This window comes from Streptomyces griseoloalbus (assembly GCA_014650015.1).
GTDB lineage: Bacteria > Actinomycetota > Actinomycetes > Streptomycetales > Streptomycetaceae > Streptomyces > Streptomyces griseoloalbus.
The window spans coordinates 136,424-157,436 of record BMUD01000017.1 but is presented as its reverse complement, the minus strand read 5'-3'; the positions used below and the strand labels follow the sequence as shown (position 1 = coordinate 157,436).

General features: G+C 71.3%; 24 protein-coding genes. 18 read left to right on the top strand and 6 right to left on the bottom strand.

Annotated features, from left to right (window positions below; genetic code table 11):
- Nucleotides 1-69: 69 nt before the first annotated feature.
- The 3 genes from IE178_RS24815 to IE178_RS24805 all read left to right on the top strand — a co-directional run bounded on the left by IE178_RS24815 (nucleotide 70) and on the right by IE178_RS24805 (nucleotide 2,434).
- Complete coding sequence (locus IE178_RS24815) at nucleotides 70-390, top strand: hypothetical protein (protein ID WP_184763527.1); 321 nt, start codon at nucleotides 70-72, stop codon at nucleotides 388-390.
- 150 nt (nucleotides 391-540) lie between these two features.
- Nucleotides 541-1,647, top strand: coding sequence for an amidohydrolase family protein (locus tag IE178_RS24810; protein ID WP_193513828.1), 1,107 nt, complete (start codon nucleotides 541-543; stop codon nucleotides 1,645-1,647).
- A gap of 49 nt (nucleotides 1,648-1,696) precedes the next feature.
- Nucleotides 1,697-2,434, top strand: a complete 738-nt coding sequence (locus tag IE178_RS24805) for a nucleotidyltransferase domain-containing protein (RefSeq protein WP_193513827.1) — start codon at nucleotides 1,697-1,699, stop codon at nucleotides 2,432-2,434.
- On the opposite strand, the gene IE178_RS24800 is transcribed toward IE178_RS24805, so the two are convergent.
- From IE178_RS24800 to IE178_RS24785, 4 genes are read right to left on the bottom strand one after another with little or no spacing between them, the layout of a single operon-like run.
- Nucleotides 2,389-3,417 (bottom strand): COX15/CtaA family protein, encoded by a 1,029-nt coding sequence (locus IE178_RS24800; protein ID WP_221492180.1) that lies wholly within the window; start codon nucleotides 3,415-3,417, stop codon nucleotides 2,389-2,391. The two genes, IE178_RS24805 and IE178_RS24800, sit on opposite strands and share 46 nt — an antisense overlap.
- 57 nt (nucleotides 3,418-3,474) lie before the next feature.
- On the bottom strand, nucleotides 3,475-4,245 hold the full coding sequence (locus IE178_RS24795; protein WP_193513826.1) for an ABC transporter permease: 771 nt from the start codon (nucleotides 4,243-4,245) through the stop codon (nucleotides 3,475-3,477).
- Nucleotides 4,242-5,165 (bottom strand): ABC transporter ATP-binding protein, encoded by a 924-nt coding sequence (locus tag IE178_RS24790; RefSeq protein WP_193513825.1) that lies wholly within the window; start codon nucleotides 5,163-5,165, stop codon nucleotides 4,242-4,244. The genes IE178_RS24795 and IE178_RS24790 overlap by 4 nt, the downstream gene beginning before the upstream one ends.
- 31 nt (nucleotides 5,166-5,196) lie before the next feature.
- Nucleotides 5,197-6,009, bottom strand: coding sequence for an AAC(3) family N-acetyltransferase (locus tag IE178_RS24785; protein WP_184763532.1), 813 nt, complete (start codon nucleotides 6,007-6,009; stop codon nucleotides 5,197-5,199).
- A gap of 160 nt (nucleotides 6,010-6,169) precedes the next feature.
- Here IE178_RS24785 and IE178_RS24780 point away from each other — a divergent pair, with 160 nt between their 5' ends.
- The 11 genes from IE178_RS24780 (at nucleotide 6,170) to IE178_RS24730 (ending at nucleotide 14,681) form a co-directional block, all read left to right on the top strand.
- A complete protein-coding gene (locus IE178_RS24780) occupies nucleotides 6,170-6,883 on the top strand; it encodes a helix-turn-helix transcriptional regulator (RefSeq protein ID WP_184763533.1) in 714 nt (237 codons plus the stop codon).
- Nucleotides 6,880-8,301 carry a Fe-S cluster assembly protein SufB gene (gene sufB / locus IE178_RS24775; RefSeq protein WP_184763534.1) on the top strand — a complete coding sequence of 474 codons (1,422 nt, stop codon included), beginning with the start codon at nucleotides 6,880-6,882 and terminating at the stop codon, nucleotides 8,299-8,301. Before IE178_RS24780 ends, sufB begins: the two co-directional genes overlap by 4 nt.
- Nucleotides 8,302-8,357: 56 nt before the next feature.
- Complete coding sequence (gene sufD, locus IE178_RS24770; RefSeq protein WP_193513824.1) at nucleotides 8,358-9,578, top strand: Fe-S cluster assembly protein SufD; 1,221 nt, start codon at nucleotides 8,358-8,360, stop codon at nucleotides 9,576-9,578.
- Nucleotides 9,575-9,892 carry a non-heme iron oxygenase ferredoxin subunit gene (locus IE178_RS24765; RefSeq protein WP_184763536.1) on the top strand — a complete coding sequence of 106 codons (318 nt, stop codon included), beginning with the start codon at nucleotides 9,575-9,577 and terminating at the stop codon, nucleotides 9,890-9,892. Before sufD ends, IE178_RS24765 begins: the two co-directional genes overlap by 4 nt.
- 7 nt (nucleotides 9,893-9,899) lie before the next feature.
- Nucleotides 9,900-10,664, top strand: coding sequence for a Fe-S cluster assembly ATPase SufC (sufC, locus tag IE178_RS24760; protein WP_184763537.1), 765 nt, complete (start codon nucleotides 9,900-9,902; stop codon nucleotides 10,662-10,664).
- Nucleotides 10,661-11,917 (top strand): cysteine desulfurase, encoded by a 1,257-nt coding sequence (locus IE178_RS24755; RefSeq protein ID WP_184763538.1) that lies wholly within the window; start codon nucleotides 10,661-10,663, stop codon nucleotides 11,915-11,917. The genes sufC and IE178_RS24755 overlap by 4 nt, the downstream gene beginning before the upstream one ends.
- An 11-nt stretch (nucleotides 11,918-11,928) precedes the next feature.
- Nucleotides 11,929-12,393, top strand: coding sequence for a Fe-S cluster assembly sulfur transfer protein SufU (gene sufU / locus IE178_RS24750; protein ID WP_184763539.1), 465 nt, complete (start codon nucleotides 11,929-11,931; stop codon nucleotides 12,391-12,393).
- Entirely contained in the window at nucleotides 12,390-12,722 is a 333-nt protein-coding gene (locus IE178_RS24745) for a metal-sulfur cluster assembly factor (protein WP_129797254.1), read from the top strand. Before sufU ends, IE178_RS24745 begins: the two co-directional genes overlap by 4 nt.
- A 91-nt stretch (nucleotides 12,723-12,813) precedes the next feature.
- Nucleotides 12,814-13,134 (top strand): DMT family transporter, encoded by a 321-nt coding sequence (locus IE178_RS24740; RefSeq protein WP_184763540.1) that lies wholly within the window; start codon nucleotides 12,814-12,816, stop codon nucleotides 13,132-13,134.
- Nucleotides 13,135-13,318: 184 nt separating this feature from the next.
- A complete protein-coding gene (gene dapD / locus IE178_RS24735; RefSeq protein ID WP_193513823.1) occupies nucleotides 13,319-14,308 on the top strand; it encodes a 2,3,4,5-tetrahydropyridine-2,6-dicarboxylate N-succinyltransferase in 990 nt (329 codons plus the stop codon).
- 133 nt (nucleotides 14,309-14,441) lie between these two features.
- Nucleotides 14,442-14,681, top strand: coding sequence for a hypothetical protein (locus IE178_RS24730; RefSeq protein WP_229876411.1), 240 nt, complete (start codon nucleotides 14,442-14,444; stop codon nucleotides 14,679-14,681).
- A 158-nt stretch (nucleotides 14,682-14,839) separates the two neighbouring features.
- Here the strand turns inward: IE178_RS24730 and dapA are convergent, their stop codons facing one another.
- On the bottom strand, nucleotides 14,840-15,724 hold the full coding sequence (gene dapA, locus IE178_RS24725; protein ID WP_193513822.1) for a 4-hydroxy-tetrahydrodipicolinate synthase: 885 nt from the start codon (nucleotides 15,722-15,724) through the stop codon (nucleotides 14,840-14,842).
- 131 nt (nucleotides 15,725-15,855) lie between these two features.
- On the opposite strand from dapA, the gene IE178_RS24720 reads away from it, so the two are divergent.
- The 3 genes from IE178_RS24720 (at nucleotide 15,856) to IE178_RS24710 (ending at nucleotide 17,494) form a co-directional block, all read left to right on the top strand.
- Nucleotides 15,856-16,272: a phage holin family protein gene (locus tag IE178_RS24720; protein WP_184763543.1), complete on the top strand. Its 417-nt coding sequence runs from the start codon at nucleotides 15,856-15,858 to the stop codon at nucleotides 16,270-16,272.
- Nucleotides 16,269-16,625 (top strand): DUF3618 domain-containing protein, encoded by a 357-nt coding sequence (locus IE178_RS24715; RefSeq protein WP_221492182.1) that lies wholly within the window; start codon nucleotides 16,269-16,271, stop codon nucleotides 16,623-16,625. The genes IE178_RS24720 and IE178_RS24715 overlap by 4 nt, the downstream gene beginning before the upstream one ends.
- A gap of 167 nt (nucleotides 16,626-16,792) precedes the next feature.
- Nucleotides 16,793-17,494 (top strand): antibiotic biosynthesis monooxygenase, encoded by a 702-nt coding sequence (locus tag IE178_RS24710; RefSeq protein ID WP_193513821.1) that lies wholly within the window; start codon nucleotides 16,793-16,795, stop codon nucleotides 17,492-17,494.
- Nucleotides 17,495-17,513: 19 nt separating this feature from the next.
- On the opposite strand, the gene IE178_RS24705 is transcribed toward IE178_RS24710, so the two are convergent.
- On the bottom strand, nucleotides 17,514-19,349 hold the full coding sequence (locus IE178_RS24705; RefSeq protein ID WP_193513820.1) for a DUF8508 domain-containing protein: 1,836 nt from the start codon (nucleotides 19,347-19,349) through the stop codon (nucleotides 17,514-17,516).
- Nucleotides 19,350-19,564: 215 nt separating this feature from the next.
- On the opposite strand from IE178_RS24705, the gene IE178_RS24700 reads away from it, so the two are divergent.
- Nucleotides 19,565-21,007 carry a hypothetical protein gene (locus tag IE178_RS24700; RefSeq protein WP_193513819.1) on the top strand — a complete coding sequence of 481 codons (1,443 nt, stop codon included), beginning with the start codon at nucleotides 19,565-19,567 and terminating at the stop codon, nucleotides 21,005-21,007.
- Nucleotides 21,008-21,013: the final 6 nt, after the last annotated feature.

The window sequence follows — 21,013 nt, the reverse complement described above, 5'->3', positions numbered from 1 at the left end:
GGGGTGCGTGGTCAAGGCCACGGACCCCGCCCGTCGCCGTTTGGCCTACCCATCGGTAGCATCCTGGTCATGGCAGACACGCAGCAGGTGGACCCGAAGGCCGCGCAGAAGGCGGCCCGGCTCGCCCAGCAGATCAGCGGCTTCGCCAAGGCGCACGGCGGCGCCGAGGGACAGGTCGCGTACATCGGACAGCGCGGCGCCCGGATCGTGCTCGTCGGTGCGGACGGCGGCTGGGGCGACCTGGTCGCTCCCTCCTACGAGATCGCCCAGAAGGCCGTCGAGAAGGCCGGCATCACCGTCCACGAGGACTTCGACGGCGAGTTCGCGGCCAAGGTGAAGACCGGCCCGTACGAGTGGAAGAGGATGGCCGGCATCCAGGTGGGCGGCTGAGCGGACGCCCCTGAGAGGTGCGGGGAGCTCGCGGCCGGCCCACGACGGCGCGCCCCCTCGGGCAACCGGCACCCGGCAGGAGCGCGACCTCTTGCGGGGTTCACCCGTTAGGACCTGTGACGCACACGGTCCCGTCCCGGGGAGCTCCGGATGATCGACACACCCTCTCTGGTGGACCAGTACTGCCACGGAGTGCTCCGCACGGAGCTGGGCCTCGGCACCTTCGAGGCCCAGCTGGCCCGCACCGAGGGCCCGCCCGCCCCCGGCACCACCCTCTTCGACACCCAGACCGGCTTCGCCGTACGCCGCTGGTGCCCGCCCCTGCTCGGCCTGGAGCCGCACTGCCCGCCCGCCCGGTATCTCGCCCGGCGCCGCGAACTGGGCGTGATCGAGGCGGGACGCCGGCTGCTGCGGGGCAGCGGCATCACCGCCTACCTGGTCGACACCGGGCTGCCCGGCGACCTCACCGGACCCGGCGAGCTGGGCCGGGCCGGGGACGCCGAGGCCCATGAGATCGTCCGCCTGGAACAGCTGGCCGAACAGGTCGCCGACACCTCCGGCACCGTCGAGTCGTTCCTCGCCAACCTCGCCGAGTCCGTGCACGCGGCCGCGGCGCACGCCGTCGCCTTCACCTCCGTGGCCGGCCTGCGGCACGGGCCGGCGCTCACCCCCGAGCCGCCCGGACCGGGGGAGGTGCGCGGCGCGGCCGGGCGCTGGCTGGCCGCACGCCGGGTCGGGGACGAGCTGAGCGACCCGGTGCTGCTGCGGCATCTGCTGTGGATCGCGGTCGCCTCGGGCCTGCCCCTCCAGCTCCACGCGGGTCTGGGCGCGCCGGGCGCGCGCATCGACCGTACCGACCCGGTCCTGCTGACCGACTTCGTCCGGGCCACCGCCGGACTTGGCACCGACCTCGTGCTGCTGCACGGCTACCCGTACCACCGCCACGCCGCCCACCTCGCCGGCGTCTTCCCCCACGTCTACGCCGACTCGGGCGCCGCCCTGGTCCGCACCGGCGCCCGCGCGGCGACCGTCCTCGCGGAGATCCTGGAACTCGCCCCCTTCGGCAAGATCCTCTTCTCCAGTGGTGCCCGGGGCCTGCCCGAGCTGCATGTCGTCGGCGCCCGCCTGTTCCGCGAGGCACTCGGCCGGGTGCTCGGCACCTGGGTGGCCGAGGGGGCGTGGTCGCTCGAGGACGCGCAGCGGGTGGCCGGCATGATCGCCTCGGCGAACGCGGGCCGGGTGTACGGACTGGCCTGATACCGCGGGCCGGGTGTACGGACTGGCCCAGGACGTGAAGACTGGGCGGATGCTGACCGACGACCTGCTCGACCGCTTCCTCACCGGCCTGTTACCGCTCACCCCCGTCGCCGTCTGGGCGCACGGATCACTGGCCGGCGGCGACTACCAGGAAGGCCGCAGCGACCTGGACCTGATCGCGGTCCTGGACCACCCGGTCGGCGCGCGGACGGTGTGGCGGCTCGCCCTGCTGCACGCCCGGCTGCGGGCGGAGCCGCTCGCCCGTCTGCTGCACTGCACCTATCTGACGCCGGACACCGCGGCAGACGCCGAACGGCGCCACCTCACCTGGGCGCACGAGGAGCTCTTCAGGCGTTCGGTCACCCCGGTCACCCGGACCGAGCTGCACCGCTTCGGGCGGGTCCTGCACGGGGCGCCGCCCGCGGAGGTACTGCCACCGGTGCCGGACGGCGAACTGGCCGCGTTCGTGGTGCGCGACCAGCGCGACTTCTGGCGGCGTGAGGTGGACCGGGCCACCAACTGGACGCAGGACGTGTGGGTCGACCTGGGCCTGCTGACCTTCGCCCGCGCCACCGTCACCCTGCGCGAGGGACGGCTGATCTCCAAGCGGGAGGCCCTCGACGTCCTGCCCGGACTCGGCGCCCCCGGCGAGGTCGTCGCGGACATCAGGCGGCGGCGCTACGGCGATCCCGCGCCGCCGACCGAGGAGTGGACCGTGCGCCGGGGCGAGCTGACCCGGGACTACCTGGGACCGGCGATCGACGCGCTCGTGGCCCGGGAGGCCTGAGCCGCCGGCACCGTCAGGTCCGCGTCCGTCTCCGGCCGCTCGCGCAGTGACAGCAGCACCCGCAGCACCCAGATCCACATCACGCACGAGCCGAACATGTGCAGGCCGACCAGGACCTCGGGGAGGTCGGTGAAGTACTGGACGTAGCCGATGGCGCCCTGTGCGAGCAGGATCACGAAGAGTTCGCGGGTGCGGGCCAGCGGGGCCCTGGGGGCGTCGACCGCCTTCAGGACGAACCACAGGGCGAACGCCAGCGTCACCACGATCCACGCCAGCACGGCGTGGACCTTGCTCACCGTCTCCCAGTCGACCGGCATCCGCTCGACCTCACTGGAGTCGCCCGCGTGCGGGCCCGCGCCGGTGACCACCGTGCCGACCAGGATGAGCAGCACGGAGGCGGCGACCATCGCCCACACCAGCTGCCGGACGGCCGTGCCGACCAGGGGGCGCGGTGCCGCGTCGCCCTCCCGGGTGCGCTGCCACATCACGACGGCCACGGCGATGAGCGCCGAGGTCGCCACGAAGTGCGCCGCCACCGTGTACGGGTTGAGGCCGACGAGCACGACGATGCCGCCGAGGACGGCGTTGCTCATCACGATCCAGAACTGCGCCCAGCCCAGCCGGGTGAGGCTGCGCCGGTACGGCTTCTGCGACCGCGCGGCGATGATCGCCCAGCCGACCGCCGCGGACAGGACGTACGTCAGCAGGCGGTTGCCGAACTCGATGACCCCGTGCAGGCCCATCTCGCTGGTGGTGGTGAGCGAGTCGTCGGTGCACTTCGGCCAGGTCGGGCAGCCGAGCCCGGAACCGGTGAGGCGGACGGCACCGCCGGTGATCACGATGATCACCGACATGACGAGCGCGGCGAGGGCCGCGCGCCGGACGGTCCGGGGATCCGGGGTCCAGCGTGCGGCGATGAAGTCGAGTGGGTTGCGCAGAGCCGCCTGGGCGTCCGCGCGGGTCACGTTTGGCACGCGTCCCATCGTAGGCGGCCCGCTTGTGCACGCTTTCACGAGGGTCGCGCATCGCCCGCTCCGGGCTCACTCCCAGCGGAAGAACTTCCCGGCCGCCGCCAGCCCCCCGACCGTCCAGACGGCCAGAATCCCGAGGTCGCCCCACGGCATCCCGGACCCGTGCCGGAGCACGTCCCGCAGCCCGTCCGACAGCGCGGAGATCGGCAGCAGGCCCAGCACGCTCTGGGCCGCGTCCGGGAACTCGTCCAGCGGAACCACCACCCCGCCGCCGACGAGCAGCAGCAGGAACACCAGATTGGCGGCGGCGAGCGTCGCCTCGGCCTTCAGGGTGCCCGCCATCAGCAGCCCGAGCCCGGAGAAGGCGGCCGTGCCCAGCACCAGCAGCAGGAGTACCGCGAACGGGTTGCCCCGCGGCGACCAGCCGAGCGCGAGGGCGATCGCCGCGACGAGGACGACCTGGAGGACCTCGGTGACCAGCACCGACAGCGTCTTCGCGGTCATCAGGCCCCAGCGCGGCAGCGGCGAGGCGGCCAGCCGCTTCAGTACCCCGTAGCGGCGTTCGAAGCCGGTCGCGATGGCCTGCCCGGTGAACGCCGTCGACATCACCGCGAGCGCGAGGATGCCCGGGGCGAGGAAGTCGACCGCCTCGCCGCCGCCGGTGTCCACGACGTCCACGGTGCTGAAGAGCACCAGCAGCAGCGTGGGGATGATCACGGTCAGCAGCAGCTGCTCGCCGTTGCGCAGCAGCATCTTGGTCTCGAGCGCGGCCTGTGCGGTGATCATGCGGGCCAGGGGAGCGGCCCCCGGCGCGGGTGAGTAGGTGCCGGTGGCCGTCACGCGCGCAGCTCCTTGCCGGTCAGTTCGAGAAAGACGTCTTCCAGGGTGTGCCGCTCGACCGAGATCCGCTCCGGCATCACCCCGTGCTGCGCGCACCAGGAGGTCACCGTGGCGAGCAGCTGAGGGTCGACCCTGCCGACGACCCGGTACGAGCCCGGGGCCACCTCGGAGGCCGAGCAGTCGGCGGGCAGGGCCTTGAGCAGGGCGGCCACGTCCAGACCCGGCCGCCCCGAGAAGCGGAGCGTGTTCTCGGCGCCGCCCCTGCACAGCTCCTCGGGCGAGCCCTGGGCGATGACCCGGCCGGCGTCGATGATCGCCACGTCGTCGGCGAGCTGTTCGGCCTCGTCCATGTAATGGGTGGTGAGGATGACGGAGACGCCGTCGGCGCGCAGTTCACGGACCAGGTCCCAGGTGGCGCGGCGGGCCTGCGGGTCGAGACCGGCGGTCGGCTCGTCCAGGAAGACCAGCTCCGGGCGCCCGACCACGGCCATCGCCAGGGCGAGCCGCTGCTGCTGGCCGCCGGAGAGCCGCCGGTAGGCCGTACGGCCGCAGGAGCCGAGCCCGAGCCGTTCGATCAGCGCGTCCACGTCCAGTGGACGCGCGTGCAGCTTCGCCACGTGCCGGAGCATCTCGTCCGCCCGCGCGCCCGAGTAGACGCCGCCGGACTGGAGCATCACACCCACGCGGGGCCGCAGCGCCGCCGACTGCCTCACCGGGTCGAGGCCCAGGACGCGCACCGTGCCGGAGTCCGGCCGCCGGTACCCCTCGCAGGTCTCGACCGTGGTCGTCTTGCCCGCCCCGTTCGGACCGAGTACGGCGGTCACACCCCGCCGGGCCACCAGGTCGAGGCCGTCCACCGCGGTCTTCGTGCCGTACCGCTTCACCAGGGCCTGGACCTGGACCACGGGCTCACTTCGCATGGGTCACGAGTCTAGGGAGACGACCGGGGCGTCAGACCGTGGGGTGCTGGAACTCCTCCTCGCGGGACCGGTGCACCGGCAGCCACCGCTCGGCGTAGGCCACCGCGTCCGCCACGGGGAACAGCCGCGCCTCGGCCGCCCCGACCCGGCCGCGTACGACGGGGCGGTCCCGTTCGAAGTCGTGCCCCAGCTCGTCGAAGCGCTCGGAGGTGATCGACACCTCGGTCACCGTCTCCCAGCCGTCCGGACCGGGGCGGCCCACCGTCACGCGCGGGGACGGGATGCGGTACTCGGCGAGGTGGAAGCTGGTGCAGCTGTCGTATCCGGCACCGAGCAGCAGCACCCGCGCGCCGAGCCGCTCCAGCGTCGCCAGCGGGCTTCGCCCGCCGAGCCGGCAGTCGGCCGCGTGCCCCGCGACGATCTCCGCCGCGCGGGGGCCCACCGCGGCGAACGACGTCTGGGGGTGCGCGCTGCGCAGCGCGCCCGGCCAGGTCCGCACGGTCTCCGGGATCACGCCGACCCCGCGCGAGGGGGTGGTGAGCGGGTCGTAGGCGGGCATGGTCGCCCGAATGGTCTCCCACCACTCCTCGGGCACCGGCGGTGCCTGCCACAGCGCCGGGTCGGAGAGGTCGCCGGACTGGGTGGGGACCGTCAGGGTGCCCTCCGGGCCCAGTGCGTCCAGCAGCGCCCGGACGACCGTGACCGGTCCGCCGTTGACCCAGCCCAGGGAGCTGAGCGAGGAGTGCGCGAGGAGGGTCTCACCGGGCCGCACACCGAGCTCGCGCAGCTGCGCGGTGAGGGTGTCGCGGGTGACAAGAGGGCCGGTCGGAGGGGGTGTGGGCATGCTCCCGGAGTGTTGCGGAAGCCATCGCCCGGCGCCACCGATTTGATCGATCAAAGATCATTTCCGCAGGTCACATTAGGTATGCCTAAGTGATGCAGCGCACTTCGGGCCGTCCGGGCGCGGCTTGCCCGGCTCGGATGAATTACGCAACAATGGCGTTGTGAAAAACGTTGGCGAGGCTCCCCACGAGGAACTGGCAACCGGTGAGCGGTCCACCCGCAACCGCGTCGCCCGCTCCATCCTGGACCACGGCCCGTCGACCGTCGCCGAGCTCGCCGAGCGACTCGGGCTCACCCAGGCGGCCGTCCGCCGGCACCTGGACGCGCTGGCCGCCGACAACGTCGTGGAGGCGCGCGAGCGGCGGGTCTACGGCGCGCGCACGCGCGGGCGCCCGGCCAAGGTGTTCGCCCTGACCGACTGCGGGCGGGACGCCTTCGACCAGTCGTACGACCAACTCGCCGTGGACGCCCTGCGCTGGATCGGCGAGCGGGAAGGCGGCGGCGAGGCGATCGCCGCGTTCGCCCGCGCCCGGATCGCCGCCCAGGCGGACGCGTACCGCAAGGCGGTCGAGGCCGCGGCCCCCGAGGAGCGGACGGAAGCCCTCGCCAAGGCCCTCAGCGCGGACGGGTACGCTGCGACGGCGCGTCACGCACCGGTCGGCGAGCAGCTCTGCCAGCACCACTGCCCGGTCGCCCACGCCGCCGAACAGTTCCCGCAACTGTGCGAGGCGGAGACGGAATTCTTCGCCGAGCTTCTCGGTACGCACGTACAGCGGCTGGCGACGATCGCGCACGGCGACGGCGTCTGCACGACGTTCATCCCCAAGATTTCCCACCACGCATCTGAAAGCACGTCCGGGAGGAACCCCGCATGACTCTCCCCACGGAGACTGCCCACCCCGAGCTCGAGGGCCTGGGCACGTACGAATACGGCTGGGCCGACCGTGACGAGGCCGGTGCGTCGGCGCGCCGCGGCCTGAACGAGGACGTCGTCCGGGACATCTCCGCCAAGAAGGACGAGCCGGAGTGGATGACCAAGCTCCGCCTCAAGGGCCTGCGCCTGTTCGAGAAGAAGCCCATGCCGAACTGGGGCTCCGACCTCTCCGGCATCGACTTCGACAACATCAAGTACTTCGTGCGCTCCACGGAGAAGCAGGCGGAGTCCTGGGAGGACCTGCCCGAGGACATCAAGAACACCTACGACAAGCTGGGCATCCCCGAGGCGGAGAAGAAGCGCCTCGTCGCCGGTGTCGCCGCCCAGTACGAGTCGGAGGTCGTCTACCACCAGATCCGCGAGGACCTGGAGGAGCAGGGCGTCATCTTCCTGGACACCGACACCGCGCTGAAGCAGCACCCGGAGCTCTTCAAGGAGTACTTCGGGACCGTCATCCCCGTCGGTGACAACAAGTTCGCGTCGCTGAACTCCGCCGTGTGGTCCGGCGGCTCCTTCATCTACGTGCCGAAGGGCGTGCACGTGGAGATTCCGCTCCAGGCCTACTTCCGGATCAACACCGAGAACATGGGCCAGTTCGAGCGGACCCTGATCATCGTCGACGAGGGTGCCTACGTGCACTACGTCGAGGGCTGCACCGCCCCGATCTACAAGAGCGACTCGCTGCACTCCGCGGTCGTCGAGATCATCGTCAAGAAGAACGCCCGCTGCCGCTACACGACCATCCAGAACTGGTCGAACAACGTCTACAACCTGGTCACCAAGCGTGCCGTGGCCTACGAGGGCGCGACCATGGAGTGGGTCGACGGCAACATCGGCTCCAAGGTGACGATGAAGTACCCGGCCGTCTACCTGATGGGCGAGCACGCCAGGGGCGAGACGCTGTCCATCGCCTTCGCGGGCGAGGGCCAGCACCAGGACGCGGGCGCCAAGATGGTCCACATGGCCCCGAACACCTCGTCCAACATCGTCTCCAAGTCGGTGGCGCGCGGTGGCGGCCGTACGTCCTACCGCGGTCTGATCGAGATCGGCGAGGGCGCCCCGGGCTCCAAGTCCAACGTGCTGTGCGACGCGCTGCTCGTCGACACCATCTCCCGCTCGGACACCTACCCCTACGTGGACGTCCGCGAGGACGACGTGTCCATGGGCCATGAGGCGACCGTCTCCAAGGTCTCCGAGGACCAGCTCTTCTACCTGATGAGCCGCGGCCTGAGCGAGTTCGAGGCGATGGCGATGATCGTGCGCGGCTTCGTCGAGCCGATCGCCAAGGAACTGCCCATGGAGTACGCCCTCGAGCTCAACCGGCTGATCGAGCTCCAGATGGAAGGCGCGGTCGGCTGACACCACGCCGTTCCGTCAAACCCCTTACGCAAAGGAAAGCGAGCACTACGACAGCCATGGCTGAGGCTCAGAACTCCCCCACTCTCGGCTCCGCTCGAGCGGGGGGACCCCCACCCGTGGGTTCCACCACCGCGGGCTCGATCGCGGTCGCCGCCGAGTCGACCGTCGCCACCCGCATGAGCGCGCGCCCCTCCTTCGACGTGGCGGACTTCCCCGTCCCCCACGGCCGCGAGGAGGAATGGCGGTTCACCCCGCTGGAGCGGCTGCGCGGCCTGCACGACGGCACCGCCACCGCCACCGCCGAGGGCGTCAAGGTCGCCGTCGAGGCGCCCGAGGGCGTCGTCGTCGAGACCGTCGGCCGCGACGACGCGCGGCTCGGCCGCGCGGGTACGCCGGTGGACCGCGTCGCCGCCCAGGCGTACTCCGCCTTCGAGCGGGCCTCGGTCGTGACCGTGCCGAAGGAGACCGTCCTCACCGAGCCGATCCGCATCGCGGTCCACGGCGAGGGCGGCACCGCGTACGCCCACCAGGTGATCGAGCTCGGCGCCTTCGCCGAGGCCCTCGTGGTCATCGACCACACCGGTGACGCGGTGCTGGCCGCCAACGTCGAGTACGTCCTCGGCGACGGCGCCAAGCTGACCGTCGTCTCCGTCCAGGACTGGGACGCCAAGGCGGTGCACGTCGCCCAGCACGACGCCCTGGTCGGCCGGGACGCCTCCTTCAAGTCGGTCGTCGTCACCTTCGGCGGCGACCTGGTCCGGCTGCACCCGCGCGTCACCTACGCCGGTCCCGGCGGCGAGGCCGAGCTGTTCGGCCTGTACTTCACCGACAAGGGCCAGCACCAGGAGCACCGCCTCCTCGTCGACCACAACGTGCCGCACTGCAAGTCGAACGCCGTCTACAAGGGCGCCCTGCAGGGCGACGACGCGCACGCCGTGTGGATCGGTGACGTGCTCATCGAGGCCAAGGCCGAGGGCACCGACACCTACGAGATGAACCGCAACCTGGTCCTCACCGACGGCGCCCGGGTCGACTCCGTGCCCAACCTGGAGATCGAGACCGGCGAGATCGTCGGCGCCGGACACGCCTCCGCGACCGGCCGCTTCGACGACGAGCAGCTCTTCTACCTGATGGCCCGCGGCATCCCGGAGCAGGACGCCCGCCGTCTGGTGGTGCGCGGCTTCTTCGCCGAGCTCGTCCAGCAGATCGGCGTCCCCGACATCGAGGAGCGCCTGATCGCCAAGATCGAGGAGGAGCTGGAGGCGGCGGTCTCATGACCTTCCGACGCGCCTGCGGGCTGAGCGAGCTGGAGGAGGACACCCCGAAACGGGTGGAACTCGACGGCACGCCGGTCTCCATCGTGCAGACCGAGGGGGAGGTGTTCGCCATCCACGACATCTGCTCGCACGCGAACGTCTCCCTCGCGGAGGGCGAGGTGGACGACTGCCACATCGAGTGCTGGCTGCACGGCTCGCGTTTCGACCTCCGTTCCGGCAAGCCCGACGCCCTTCCGGCGACGCGCCCCGTCCCCGTATACCCCGTAAAGATCGAAGGGGACGACGTGCTCGTCTCCCTCACCCAGGAGTCCTGAGGCACCCATGGCAACGCTTGAAATCCGAGACCTGCACGTCACCGTCGAGGCCGACAACGCCACGAAGGAGATCCTCAAGGGCGTCGACCTCACCGTGAAGCAGGGCGAGACGCACGCCATCATGGGCCCGAACGGCTCCGGCAAGTCGACCCTCGCCTACTCCCTGGCCGGTCACCCCAAGTACACGATCACCGGCGGCACCGTCACGCTCGACGGCGAGGACGTCCTGGAGATGTCCGTCGACGAGCGGGCGCGCGCCGGCCTGTTCCTCGCCATGCAGTACCCGGTCGAGGTCCCCGGCGTCTCCGTCTCCAACTTCCTGCGCACCTCCGCCACCGCGATCCGCGGCGAGGCCCCCAAGCTGCGCACCTGGGTGAAGGAGGTCAGGGAGGCCATGGAGCGGCTCAACATGGACCCCGCCTTCGCCGAGCGCAACGTCAACGAGGGCTTCTCCGGCGGTGAGAAGAAGCGCCACGAGATCCTTCAGCTGGAGCTGCTCAAGCCGAAGGTCGCGATCCTCGACGAGACCGACTCCGGCCTGGACGTCGACGCGCTGCGCGTCGTCTCCGAGGGCGTCAACCGCGTCCGCGAGACCGGTGAGGTCGGCACCCTGCTGATCACGCACTACACGCGCATCCTGCGCTACATCAAGCCCGACTACGTCCACGTCTTCTCGGCCGGCCGCATCGTCGAGTCCGGCGGCGCCGAGCTCGCCGACAAGCTGGAGGAAGAGGGCTACGAGGCATACACGAAGGGTGGCGCATCCGCGTGACACAGCTGCCGGGCCTCCTCGACACCGAGGCGATCCGCAAGGACTTCCCCATCCTGGACCGCCAGGTCCACGACGGCCGGAAGCTCGTGTACCTGGACAACGCGGCGACCTCGCAGAAGCCGCGCCAGGTGCTGGACGCCCTGAGCGAGTACTACGAGCGCTACAACGCCAACGTCCACCGCGGTGTGCATGTGCTCGCCGAGGAGGCCACGGCACTGTACGAGGGCGCGCGCGACAAGGTCGCGGAGTTCATCAACGCGCCCAGCCGTGACGAGGTCATCTTCACCAAGAACGCCTCCGAGTCGCTCAACCTCGTGGCCAACATGCTCGGCTGGGCCGACGAGCCCTACCGGGTGGACCACGAGACCGAGATCGTCATCACGGAGATGGAGCACCACTCCAACATCGTGCCGTGGCAGCTGCTCGCGCAGCGCACGGGCGCGAAGCTGAAGTGGTTCGGCCTCACCGACGACGGCCGGCTCGACCTGTCCGACATCGACGAGGTCATCACCGAGAAGACGAAGATCGTCTCCTTCGTGCTGGTGTCCAACATCCTGGGCACGGTCAACCCGGTCGAGGCGATAGTGCGCCGCGCCCAGGAGGTCGGCGCGCTCGTCTGCATCGACGCCTCCCAGGCCGCGCCGCACATGCCGATGGACGTCCAGGCCCTCCAGGCCGACTTCGTGGCCTTCACCGGCCACAAGATGTGCGGCCCGACCGGCATCGGCGTCCTCTGGGGCCGTCAGGAGCTGCTGGAGGACCTGCCTCCGTTCCTCGGCGGCGGCGAGATGATCGAGACCGTGTCGATGAGCTCGTCGACGTACGCGCCCGCCCCGCACAAGTTCGAGGCGGGCACCCCGCCGGTCGCCCAGGCGGTCGGCCTCGGCGCGGCGATCGACTACCTGTCGGCCATCGGCATGGACAAGATCCTCGCCCACGAGCACGCCATCACCGAGTACGCGGTCAAGCGCCTCACCGAGGTTCCGGACCTGCGCATCATCGGCCCCGCCACGGCCGAGGAGCGCGGCGCCGCGATCTCGTTCACCCTGGGTGACATCCACCCGCACGACGTGGGCCAGGTCCTGGACGAACAGGGCATCGCGGTACGGGTCGGCCACCACTGCGCGCGGCCGGTCTGCCTGCGGTACGGAATTCCTGCGACCACGCGAGCGTCGTTCTATCTGTACTCCACGCCGGCCGAGATCGACGCACTGGTCGACGGCCTGGAGCACGTACGGAACTTCTTCGGATGAGGGGCTGAGGCGTGAAGCTGGATTCCATGTACCAGGACGTCATCCTGGACCACTACAAGAACCCGCACGGGCGGGGTCTTCGGGATGGCGACGCCGAGGTGCACCACGTCAACCCGACGTGCGGTGACGAGATCACACTGCGTGTGAAGTACGACGGCACGACCATCAGCGACGTGAGTTACGAGGGTCAGGGCTGCTCCATCAGCCAGGCCTCCGCCTCCGTGCTGAACGAACTGCTGGTCGGCAAGGACCTCGCCCAGGCGCAGCGGATCCAGGAGACCTTCCTTGAGCTGATGCAGTCCAAGGGAAAGATCGAGCCCGACGACGCGATGGAGGAGGTGCTGGAGGACGCGGTCGCGTTCGCCGGTGTCTCCAAGTACCCCGCCCGGGTCAAGTGCGCCCTCCTCAGCTGGATGGCGTGGAAGGACGCGACGGCCCAGGCGCTGGGCGCCGACGCCGAAAGGACTACGGCATGAGCGAGACCCTGGAGATGAAGCCGGCCTCGGAGGAGGAACTCCGCGAGGCCCTGATGGACGTCGTCGACCCCGAGCTGGGCATCGACGTCGTCAACCTCGGCCTCATCTACGGCATTCACATCGACGACTCCAATGTGGCGACCGTCGACATGACCCTGACCTCGGCGGCCTGCCCGCTGACCGACGTCATCGAGGACCAGGCCAAGTCCGCCACGGACGGCCTGGTCAGCGAGTTGCGGATCAACTGGGTCTGGATGCCGCCGTGGGGCCCCGACAAGATCACCGACGACGGCCGGGAACAGCTGCGGGCGCTCGGCTTCAACGTCTGAGCGTCCCTGCGGCGTGGGATGCGTGCGGTGGCCCCCGGCACCTCTTGCCGGGGGCCACTCGCGTTTCGGCCCGCTGGCTACGATCGCCGTCATGGGGTACGCACTGCTCGCCGGAGCCATCGCAGCCGAAGTCGTCGGTACGACCGCCATGAAGTACAGCGAGGGGTTCAGCCGTCCGTGGCCCTCGCTCGTCACCGTCGTCGGGTACCTGATCGCGTTCGCGCTGCTCGCGCAGACCCTGAAGTCCCTGTCGGTCGGGACGGCGTACGCCATCTGGTCCGGGGCGGGGACGGCCGTCATCGCGGCGATCGGGACGATGTTCCTCGGTGAGGGACTCACCCTCGCCAAGGCCGCGGGCATCGGGCTGATCATCGCCGGGGTGGTGGTGCTGAACATGGGCGGGGCGCACTGACCGTCGTGGGCGGATCCCATGGACGCGACCGCACTGCCGGGTGCACTGACGCGACCGCACCGACGGCGCGTGCTGACGGCTCGCACCGCCGGATCGTGCTGACGGCTCGCCCTGACGGACCGCCCCCTGAGACATGGCCCGGACCGGTTCGCGTCCGTGGCCACCAGGCGGTTAGGTTGCCCTTATGACCGACACGACTGCTCACAGCACCACCGGCGCGGTGGCCGCCGGCCTCGCCACCCTCGCCGCCGACGGCACCGTTCTCGACACCTGGTTCCCCGCCCCCGTACTGGCCGCCGACCCCGGCCCGTCCGGCACGGAGCGGCTCTCCGCCGAGCGGGCCGCGGAACTGCTGGGCGGCGGCGCGACCGCGGCGGTCGGTCCGGACGCCCGCCGGGGGGTCGAGGTCGTCGCGGTCCGCACGGTCATCTCCTCGCTGGACGAGAAGCCGATCGACGCGCACGACGTCTACCTGCGCCTCCACCTGCTCTCCCACCGCCTGGTCCAGCCGCACGGCCAGAACCTCGACGGCATCTTCGCCTTCCTCGCCAACGTCGCCTGGACCTCGCTCGGCCCGGTCGCCGTCGACGACCTCGAGAAGGTGCGGCTCAACGCCCGCGCCGAGGGCCTGCACCTGGCCGTGACGTCCGTCGACAAGTTCCCGCGCATGACGGACTACGTCGCCCCGAAGGGCGTGCGGATCGCCGACGCCGACCGGGTGCGGCTCGGCGCGCACCTCGCCGAGGGCACCACCGTCATGCACGAGGGCTTCGTCAACTTCAACGCCGGCACGCTCGGCACCTCGATGGTCGAGGGCCGCATCTCCGCCGGTGTCGTGATCGGCGACGGCTCGGACATCGGCGGCGGCGCCTCCACCATGGGCACCCTGTCCGGCGGCGGCAACGTGCGCATCAGCATCGGTGAGCGCTGCCTGATCGGGGCCGAGGCGGGCGTCGGCATCGCCCTCGGTGACGAGTGCGTGGTCGAGGCCGGCCTCTACGTCACCGCGGGTACCCGCGTCACCATGCCCGACGGCCAGGTCGTCAAGGCCCGTGAGCTGTCCGGTGCCTCCCACATCCTCTTCCGCCGCAACTCCGTCACCGGCACGGTCGAGGCCCGGCCGAACAACGCGGTCTGGGGCGGCCTGAACGAGGTCCTCCACAGCCACAACTGACCCGGCCGTCACACCCACACGCTCACGTATGGGTTACTCCCCGTGACTTCGGGGTCGTTTTGGCAGATGAACGGGTGGACACAGAGTCCGATCAGACGCCGGGACGACTGACATACAGAAATGGGGACGGGCGATGACGAACGAGTGGGTGTGGGGCGTACTCCGCTATGCGGTCGGAGTGATGGGGGTGGTGGCCGTGCTGATGCTGTGCGGGACGCTGGCGGGTTCCGCCCACGCGGACGAGACCAACACGGGCTCCCACAACGGTCACCGGTTCGGACTGCTCAACGCCAACACGGGGCAGATCGACGACCCCGCGGAGGACGTGCTGGAGCACTTCCTGCTCGTCGGGGACGGTTACGTCTGGGACTGAAGGCCCTCGCTTCGGCGGGCCGGACCACACGCGTTGTCACACGCGATGCGGTTCCGGCCCGCTTTTTCGTGCGTGCGCCGTGCGGTGGCACAGCGGGAGCGGTCCGCACGCGTCCACAGGGGCGGTGGGAGCCGGAATTCGTCCGGCGGTGAGCCGCGTCATGCGGCTGTCAGCACGTCGTAGGCCGCCCTGAGCCCGTCGGTCGTCTCCCGGTCGGCGGGCCTCAGGGGTGGGCGGACCGGGCCTGCGGGGAGGCCCTGGGTGGTGAGGAGGGCCTTGGCCGTGACGGTGCCGGGGAGACCGTTCGACATCATCGCCTCGATGAGGGGAGTGACCTGCTGCTGGAGGCGCGCCGCGCGGGCCGTCTCACCCGCGTCGAAGGCGTCCAGGACGGCGCGGACGTGGCCGGGGGCGACGTTGGCGGCCGTGCTGACACAGCCGGCGCCGCCGACGGCGTAGAGGGCGAGGTTGTGCTCGTCGCAGCCCGCGTAGTAGGCGAGGTCGGTGCGGGAGAGGATCTTCTGGGCGGCCAGGAAGTCGTACGAGCAGTCCTTGACCGCCACGATCCGGGGGTGCCCGGCGAGACGGAGCAGGGTGTCGGGCTCGATGCGGGTGCCGGTGCGGGCCGGGATGTCGTAGAGGGCCAGGGGGAGGTTCGTGGCGTCCGCGATCCGGCGGAAGTGGGCCTCGATCGCGTCCTGCGGGGGGCGGCTGTAGTACGGGGCGACCACCAGGAGGCCGTCGGCGCCGGACTTCTCGGCCTCGCGGGCCAGCTCGACGGTGTGGAGGGTGTCGGGGGTGCCGATGCCCGCGACGATCGTCGCGCGGGCGCCGATCGCCTGGCGTACCGCCGTGACGAGAGCGGACTTCTCCGCGTCCGTGGTGGTGGGGGACTCGCCCGTGGTGCCGGACAGGACCAGGCCGTCGCAGCCGCGCGTGACCAGGTGGTCGGCCAGTTCCTGGGCGCCGTCCAGGTCGAGCGCGCCGGTGGGGGTGAACGGGGTGATCATCGCGCACAGGGTGCGGCCGAAGGGTGGGGTCATGGGGGTAGTGTCGGCCGCGCGGTCGTGAAGTTCCACTTAAATGTGCTGTCGGGTATTCGTAAGTGGTGCTTCATGGATAAGGGTGAGTGGCTGGGGGTACCCGGGGGTCCCGACCGAGAGGAGGCAGCGTCGTGACCGGAACCATCGAACAGCGGCGGGTTCGCGACGAGCACAGCGTGGGTGAGCTCGTGGGGCAGGCCACCGAACAGATCTCACGGCTCGCACGGCAGGAAGTGGCCCTCGCCAAGGAGGAACTGACGGAGAAGGGCCGTCGGGCCGGGCGCGGCGGCGGGATGCTGGGCGCGGCGGGGGCGTTCGCCTACGCGGGGCTGCTCGCGCTGGCCGCGACGGGTGTCGTCGCGCTCGACCTGGTGCTGCCCCTGTGGGCGGCGGCGCTGATCATCACCGGGGTGCTGTTCGTCATCGCGGGCCTGCTGGCTCTCGCCGGTCGCGGGCAGTTGCGCCGGGCCACACCGCCCAAGCCCGAGCGGACGCTGGGCAGCGTGAAGGCCGATGTGGAGGAAATCAAGGGAAGGGCGCACCGATGACGCACGATGTGAGGCGCGCGGGGTCCCATGTGGACGCGGCCGCGGAGAGCGCCGCGGCGGGGCGGGGGGCCAAGGGGCCGGACGAGCTGCGGCGGCAGATCGAGCAGACGCGACACGAACTCGGCGACACTGTCGAGGAGTTGGCGGGCAAGATGGACGTGAAGGGGCGGGCGCGGGCGCGGGCCGACGACCTTCGGGACCGGGCCGGGGCGATGACCGTGCAGATGCGGAGCAGTGCCGCGCATGCCGGCGAGGTCGGGGCTCGGCAACGGAAGCCGATTCTCCTCGCCTCCGCGGTGGTGGCGGTGGTCGTCGCCGCGGGTGTGGTGATGCGGCGGCATCATCGTTGCTGAGCAGCCGCGGGTGACGACGGTCGGCGGGTGGGGCGGGGCCGGGCCGGCCGGGGGGCGCACCCGGCCGGCTCCCTTCGCGGACGTACGCGGAACCCCCTTGACCTCAAGCACGGTTGAGGTCGGAGGGTGGTGTCGTCGCGTTCGCCCACCAGCGGAGGAAGTAAGCCATGCGTACGACCCAGCAGCCCGATCCCGCCGATCCCCGGATCGGCGCGTCCCTTTTCAGCACCTGGCGGGTGGGGACGCCCGAACGGCAGACGCAGACCGTCGAGGCGATCGGGCGGACCTGGGAGCGGCGGGCCTGGCCGGCCCGTGACCTGCTCGGGTACCACGTCTACGTCGGCGAGGACGGGGACACGCTGCTGCATTACTCGCAGTGGGCGAGTGAGGGGGCGTACGAGTCGTTCGTGAAGACGCACCGGCAGGAGCGGGTGGACGAGATCGACACCGCCGTGCCGGGGATCGAGCGGGTGGCGCTGCACCGGTACCGCCACTATCGCAGCGGGGTCCGGGAGGGTGGACCCGTTCCCGGGTGTGTCGTGATCGTCGACGTGGAGTTCGAGGGGAGCGACTTCGGGCGGCTGCGGGGGTGGGTCGACGGTGTCTTCGAGGCTCTGGAGGGTGAGCCCGACCCGCCCGCCGGCGGCATCTCCGCACACTTTCACCTCGGGGCCGAGGGGAACCGCGTGCTCAACTACGCCGAGTGGGAGACTGCCGGCGCGCATGCCGCGGCGCTGGCCGCGCCGGGGCAGGGGGTCGGGTCGGGGGCCGCCGCGTGGCAGCGGGTGCGGAGCTGGCCCGGCCTGAAGAGCAGCACCGTTCGGCGGTACGAGCACGCTCTCGGGCTCGTGCCCGGCGGGGCCGGCTGACGGCCGGCCCCGGGCGTGACTACGGGCGGAAGCGCAGGACCTGCGGGTCGTGGTCGCTGATCTGGTCGTGGAACTCGGCGTTGATGTGCACGCTGTCGTAGCTGAAGGCGCGGGAACGGCGGATCGACGGGCTGATCAGGATCTGGTCCAGGGCCTGGCTGTTGCCCTGGTAGACGTAGGAGTAACGCTCCGCCTCGGGGAGGGACTTGACGGCCGACCAGAGGGTGCCGTCGCCCTCGAGGAGGTCGGTCGTGGTGGAGAACTCGAAGTCGTTGATGTCGCCGAGGACCACGACGTCCGCGCTCTTCTGCGCCTTGAGGATCTTCGCGGTGAAGTCGTGGACGGCCCGGGCCTGGAGGTGGCGCTGGTCCTCCGAGCTGCGGGACGGCGGCTGGTACTGCGCGGTCAGGCCCTGGTCGCCGCCCTTGGAGGCGAAGTGGTTGGCGATCACGATCACCGTGCGGCCGCGGAAGACGAACTCGCCGGCCAGCGGCTTGCGGCTGTTCTCGAAGGCCTCGGAGGCCGGGTCGACGCGGCCCGGTGAGAGAGTCAGGGCCGCCTTGCCGTGGATCTTGGTGACGTCGGCGGGGGTGGTGGCGTCGCCGCCGGACCGGTCGGTGAAGGAGACCCGGTCCGGGTTGAAGAGGAAGGCCTGGCGGATGTTGCCGCCGGGCTCGCCGCCGTCGGACTTGTCGGCCGGGTCGATCGAGCGCCAGTCGTAGCGCGGGCCGCCCGCCGCTGCGATGGCGTCGATGAGCCCGGCCATCGTCCGGTCGGCCGCCACCGTGCCGTCGTCGGTGGCGCCGTTGTTGTCCTGGATCTCCTCCAGGGACACGATGTCGGGCGACTTCAGGTTGTGCACGATCGCGGCGGCGTGCGCGGCGAAGGTGCCGTCGGAGGGGTCGAGGTTCTCGACGTTGTAGGTCGCCACCGCCAGTTCGCCGGTGCGCTGCTCGCGGGTCGTCTCGCGCCGGAGATGCGCGGCCCGGAGCGTGCCGAGCTCGTTGGCCACGAGGGTGTAGCCGCCGTACTGGTTGTAGTCCAGCGGGCCCGAGGTGGTGCCGGCGAGGGTGTCGCCGACGTTCGCGTCGGGGAAGTCGGCCGCCCTGCCCAGCGACTGGATCTGGAGGCGGCCGGTGTTCTGGGCGTCGTAGGAGCCGTAGACCGTGCCGCCGCGGTGCGTGCGGTGCTCGCGGGGCTTCACCGTGACCCAGAGTTCCGTGTACGGGTCGGTGGCGCCCACCACCCGGGTGTCGGCGACGCGGACGTTCATGCCCTCCAGGGACTCGTAGTGGTCCAGGGCGTACCGGGCGGGGCGCAGCGGGAGGGCGTTGATCGAGCCGTTCGCGGCGGGGTCGCCGGCCGGGGTGTAGGCGGCGGGGACGGAGCTCGCGTCGATGGTGGTGGGGGCGGGGAGCGGGTTGCCGCTGGAGACGACCGTGACGGCCGGGCGCGTGATCTGCGTCAGGGACTGGTTGCCGGAGGACGTGCCGCCGGGGACGTACTCCGAGACCGTGCCGGAGACGGTGACGGCGTCGCCGACCGCCACCCCCTTCGGGGTGGAACTCGTGAAGACGAAGACGCCCTCGCTGGTGGCGGGGTCGGCGTCCGGGGCGGGGTCCTGGATCCAGAAGCCGCGGGACGAGCCGTAGGCGCGGATGCCGGTGACGATTCCGGTCACGTCGGTGACCTGCCGGCCGGCGTACGGCGAGACGCGGGTGTCGCCCTGGACGTCATGGATGCGCACGGTGTCCGCGTGCGCGGGCGTGGGGAGGACGACGATCTGGGTGGCGGACGCGCAGCACACGGCGGCGACGGTGAGCGCGGCGAGGCGCGCGGACGACTTGCTCGGCAACGGATTTCCCTCCGGGGACGTGATCTGCGCCGGGACGAAGGTGGAGCGTGGGCCACTCCCGGTCTACGCGCGTCAATCTCCAGCCTGGTCAGGCCACTTGTCAAGGTTTCGGCCATGTACGGCCGCCGAAGAGGAGATGAAGCGGGCCGCATGGGTGGAAATCCGTCTAGGCTGAGCGGCTGAGTAGCAAGAGGCGTCCATAGGAGAAACAGCCGATGTCAGACAGCTCCATCCTGCCGCCGGCGCGGCTGCACCCCGAGGCGGAGCTGGCGCGCGACGCCCTGTCCACCCCGGTACTGTCCCGGGCCGCCCGGCTCGCCCGCTGGGCCGGGCCGGAGACCAGAGTGGACGCCGGCGGCAGCCTCGTCGAGGAGCAGGTACCGGCCGCCGCCGCGGAGCTCGGGCTGACCGGCGAGGACGCCGCGGCCGACGCCGGCGAGGCCTGGCGGGTCGCCGTGGACACCGGGCTCGTCGAGGTGGTCGACGAGCAGGAGGGGAGGGTCGCCGCGGGAGCCGATCTGGCGGTGCTCACCGCGGGCTCGCCGCAGGACGTGCTCGGGGTGTGGCTCGCCGCCCTGGAGACGGTGCTCGCCGATGCGAGCGTGCCCGATCTCGACGGGCTGGTCGACGCCATCGCCGCGGAGGGCGGCTCGGGCGAGCTCGACCTCGACGCGCTGGACTGGGAGCCGGAGGCCGAGGCGGAGTTCCTCGACGGAGTGCTCGGCAACCTGTACCTGCTGACCGTCGGCGAGGAGGGCCCCGGCGGGACCATGGTGCCGCTGCCCGCGCTGGCCGCGTCGGTGATCGTGCCCGGCGACATGGCGGAGCCCACCAACGACGTCCTCGAGCAGGTCTCCGACGCCATGATGCGGCTGGACGACCAGTTCCGGATGCTGGAACCGGTGGGGCTCGTGGAGTACCGGCCGGTCGACGAGTCGCTGATGGCCGACGCCGACGAGGAGCCCGCGGCGCCGGTGGACGACACCGACGTCTCCCGTTACGGCATGGTGCGGCTGACGCCGCTCGGACTGTACGGACTGCGCGCCCGGCTGCTGGAGGCGGGCTTCGAGGCCCCGGCGGTCGGCGACCTCGCGGACAAGGGCGCCGACGCGCTGCTCGACGGCACGGCCGTCTTCCCGCCCGCGGCGGCCCACGCGGAGACCGAGCACTGGCTCTCCCGACGCGAACCCCTCGCCGCCGCACGGGAGTTGCTGGCCGCCGCACGCGGGGCGGACGAGGGTGCGCCGCTGCGGCGGCTGCGGTGCCAGCAGGCGCTGTCGCTGGTCGGAGCCTCGGCGGAGCCCGCGCTGCGCGAGGTGCTCGACGACGCCGAACTCGGCGGGCTGGCGCGGGTGTGGCTGGCCGAGCACGGGGCGAGGGACGTGCCGCCGCCGTCCGAGGCCATGATCTTCTGGCTGACCATCGACACGGTGGCCGCCCAGCTCGCGGCCGAGGGCAACTCCGAGGAACTGCGCTCCCTGGTGGAGGGACTGGCGAGTCAGCACAGCGGCTTCTTCGCCGCCGTCTGGCGGGTGGACCACCCGGCCACGGCGGACGTACTGGAGGCGATGGGCCGCCTGCACCCGGACAAGAAGATCGCGAAGGAAGCGCGGAAGGCGGCGTTCAAGGCGCGGTCGCAGTCCCAGCACGGCGGCTGACGCTCG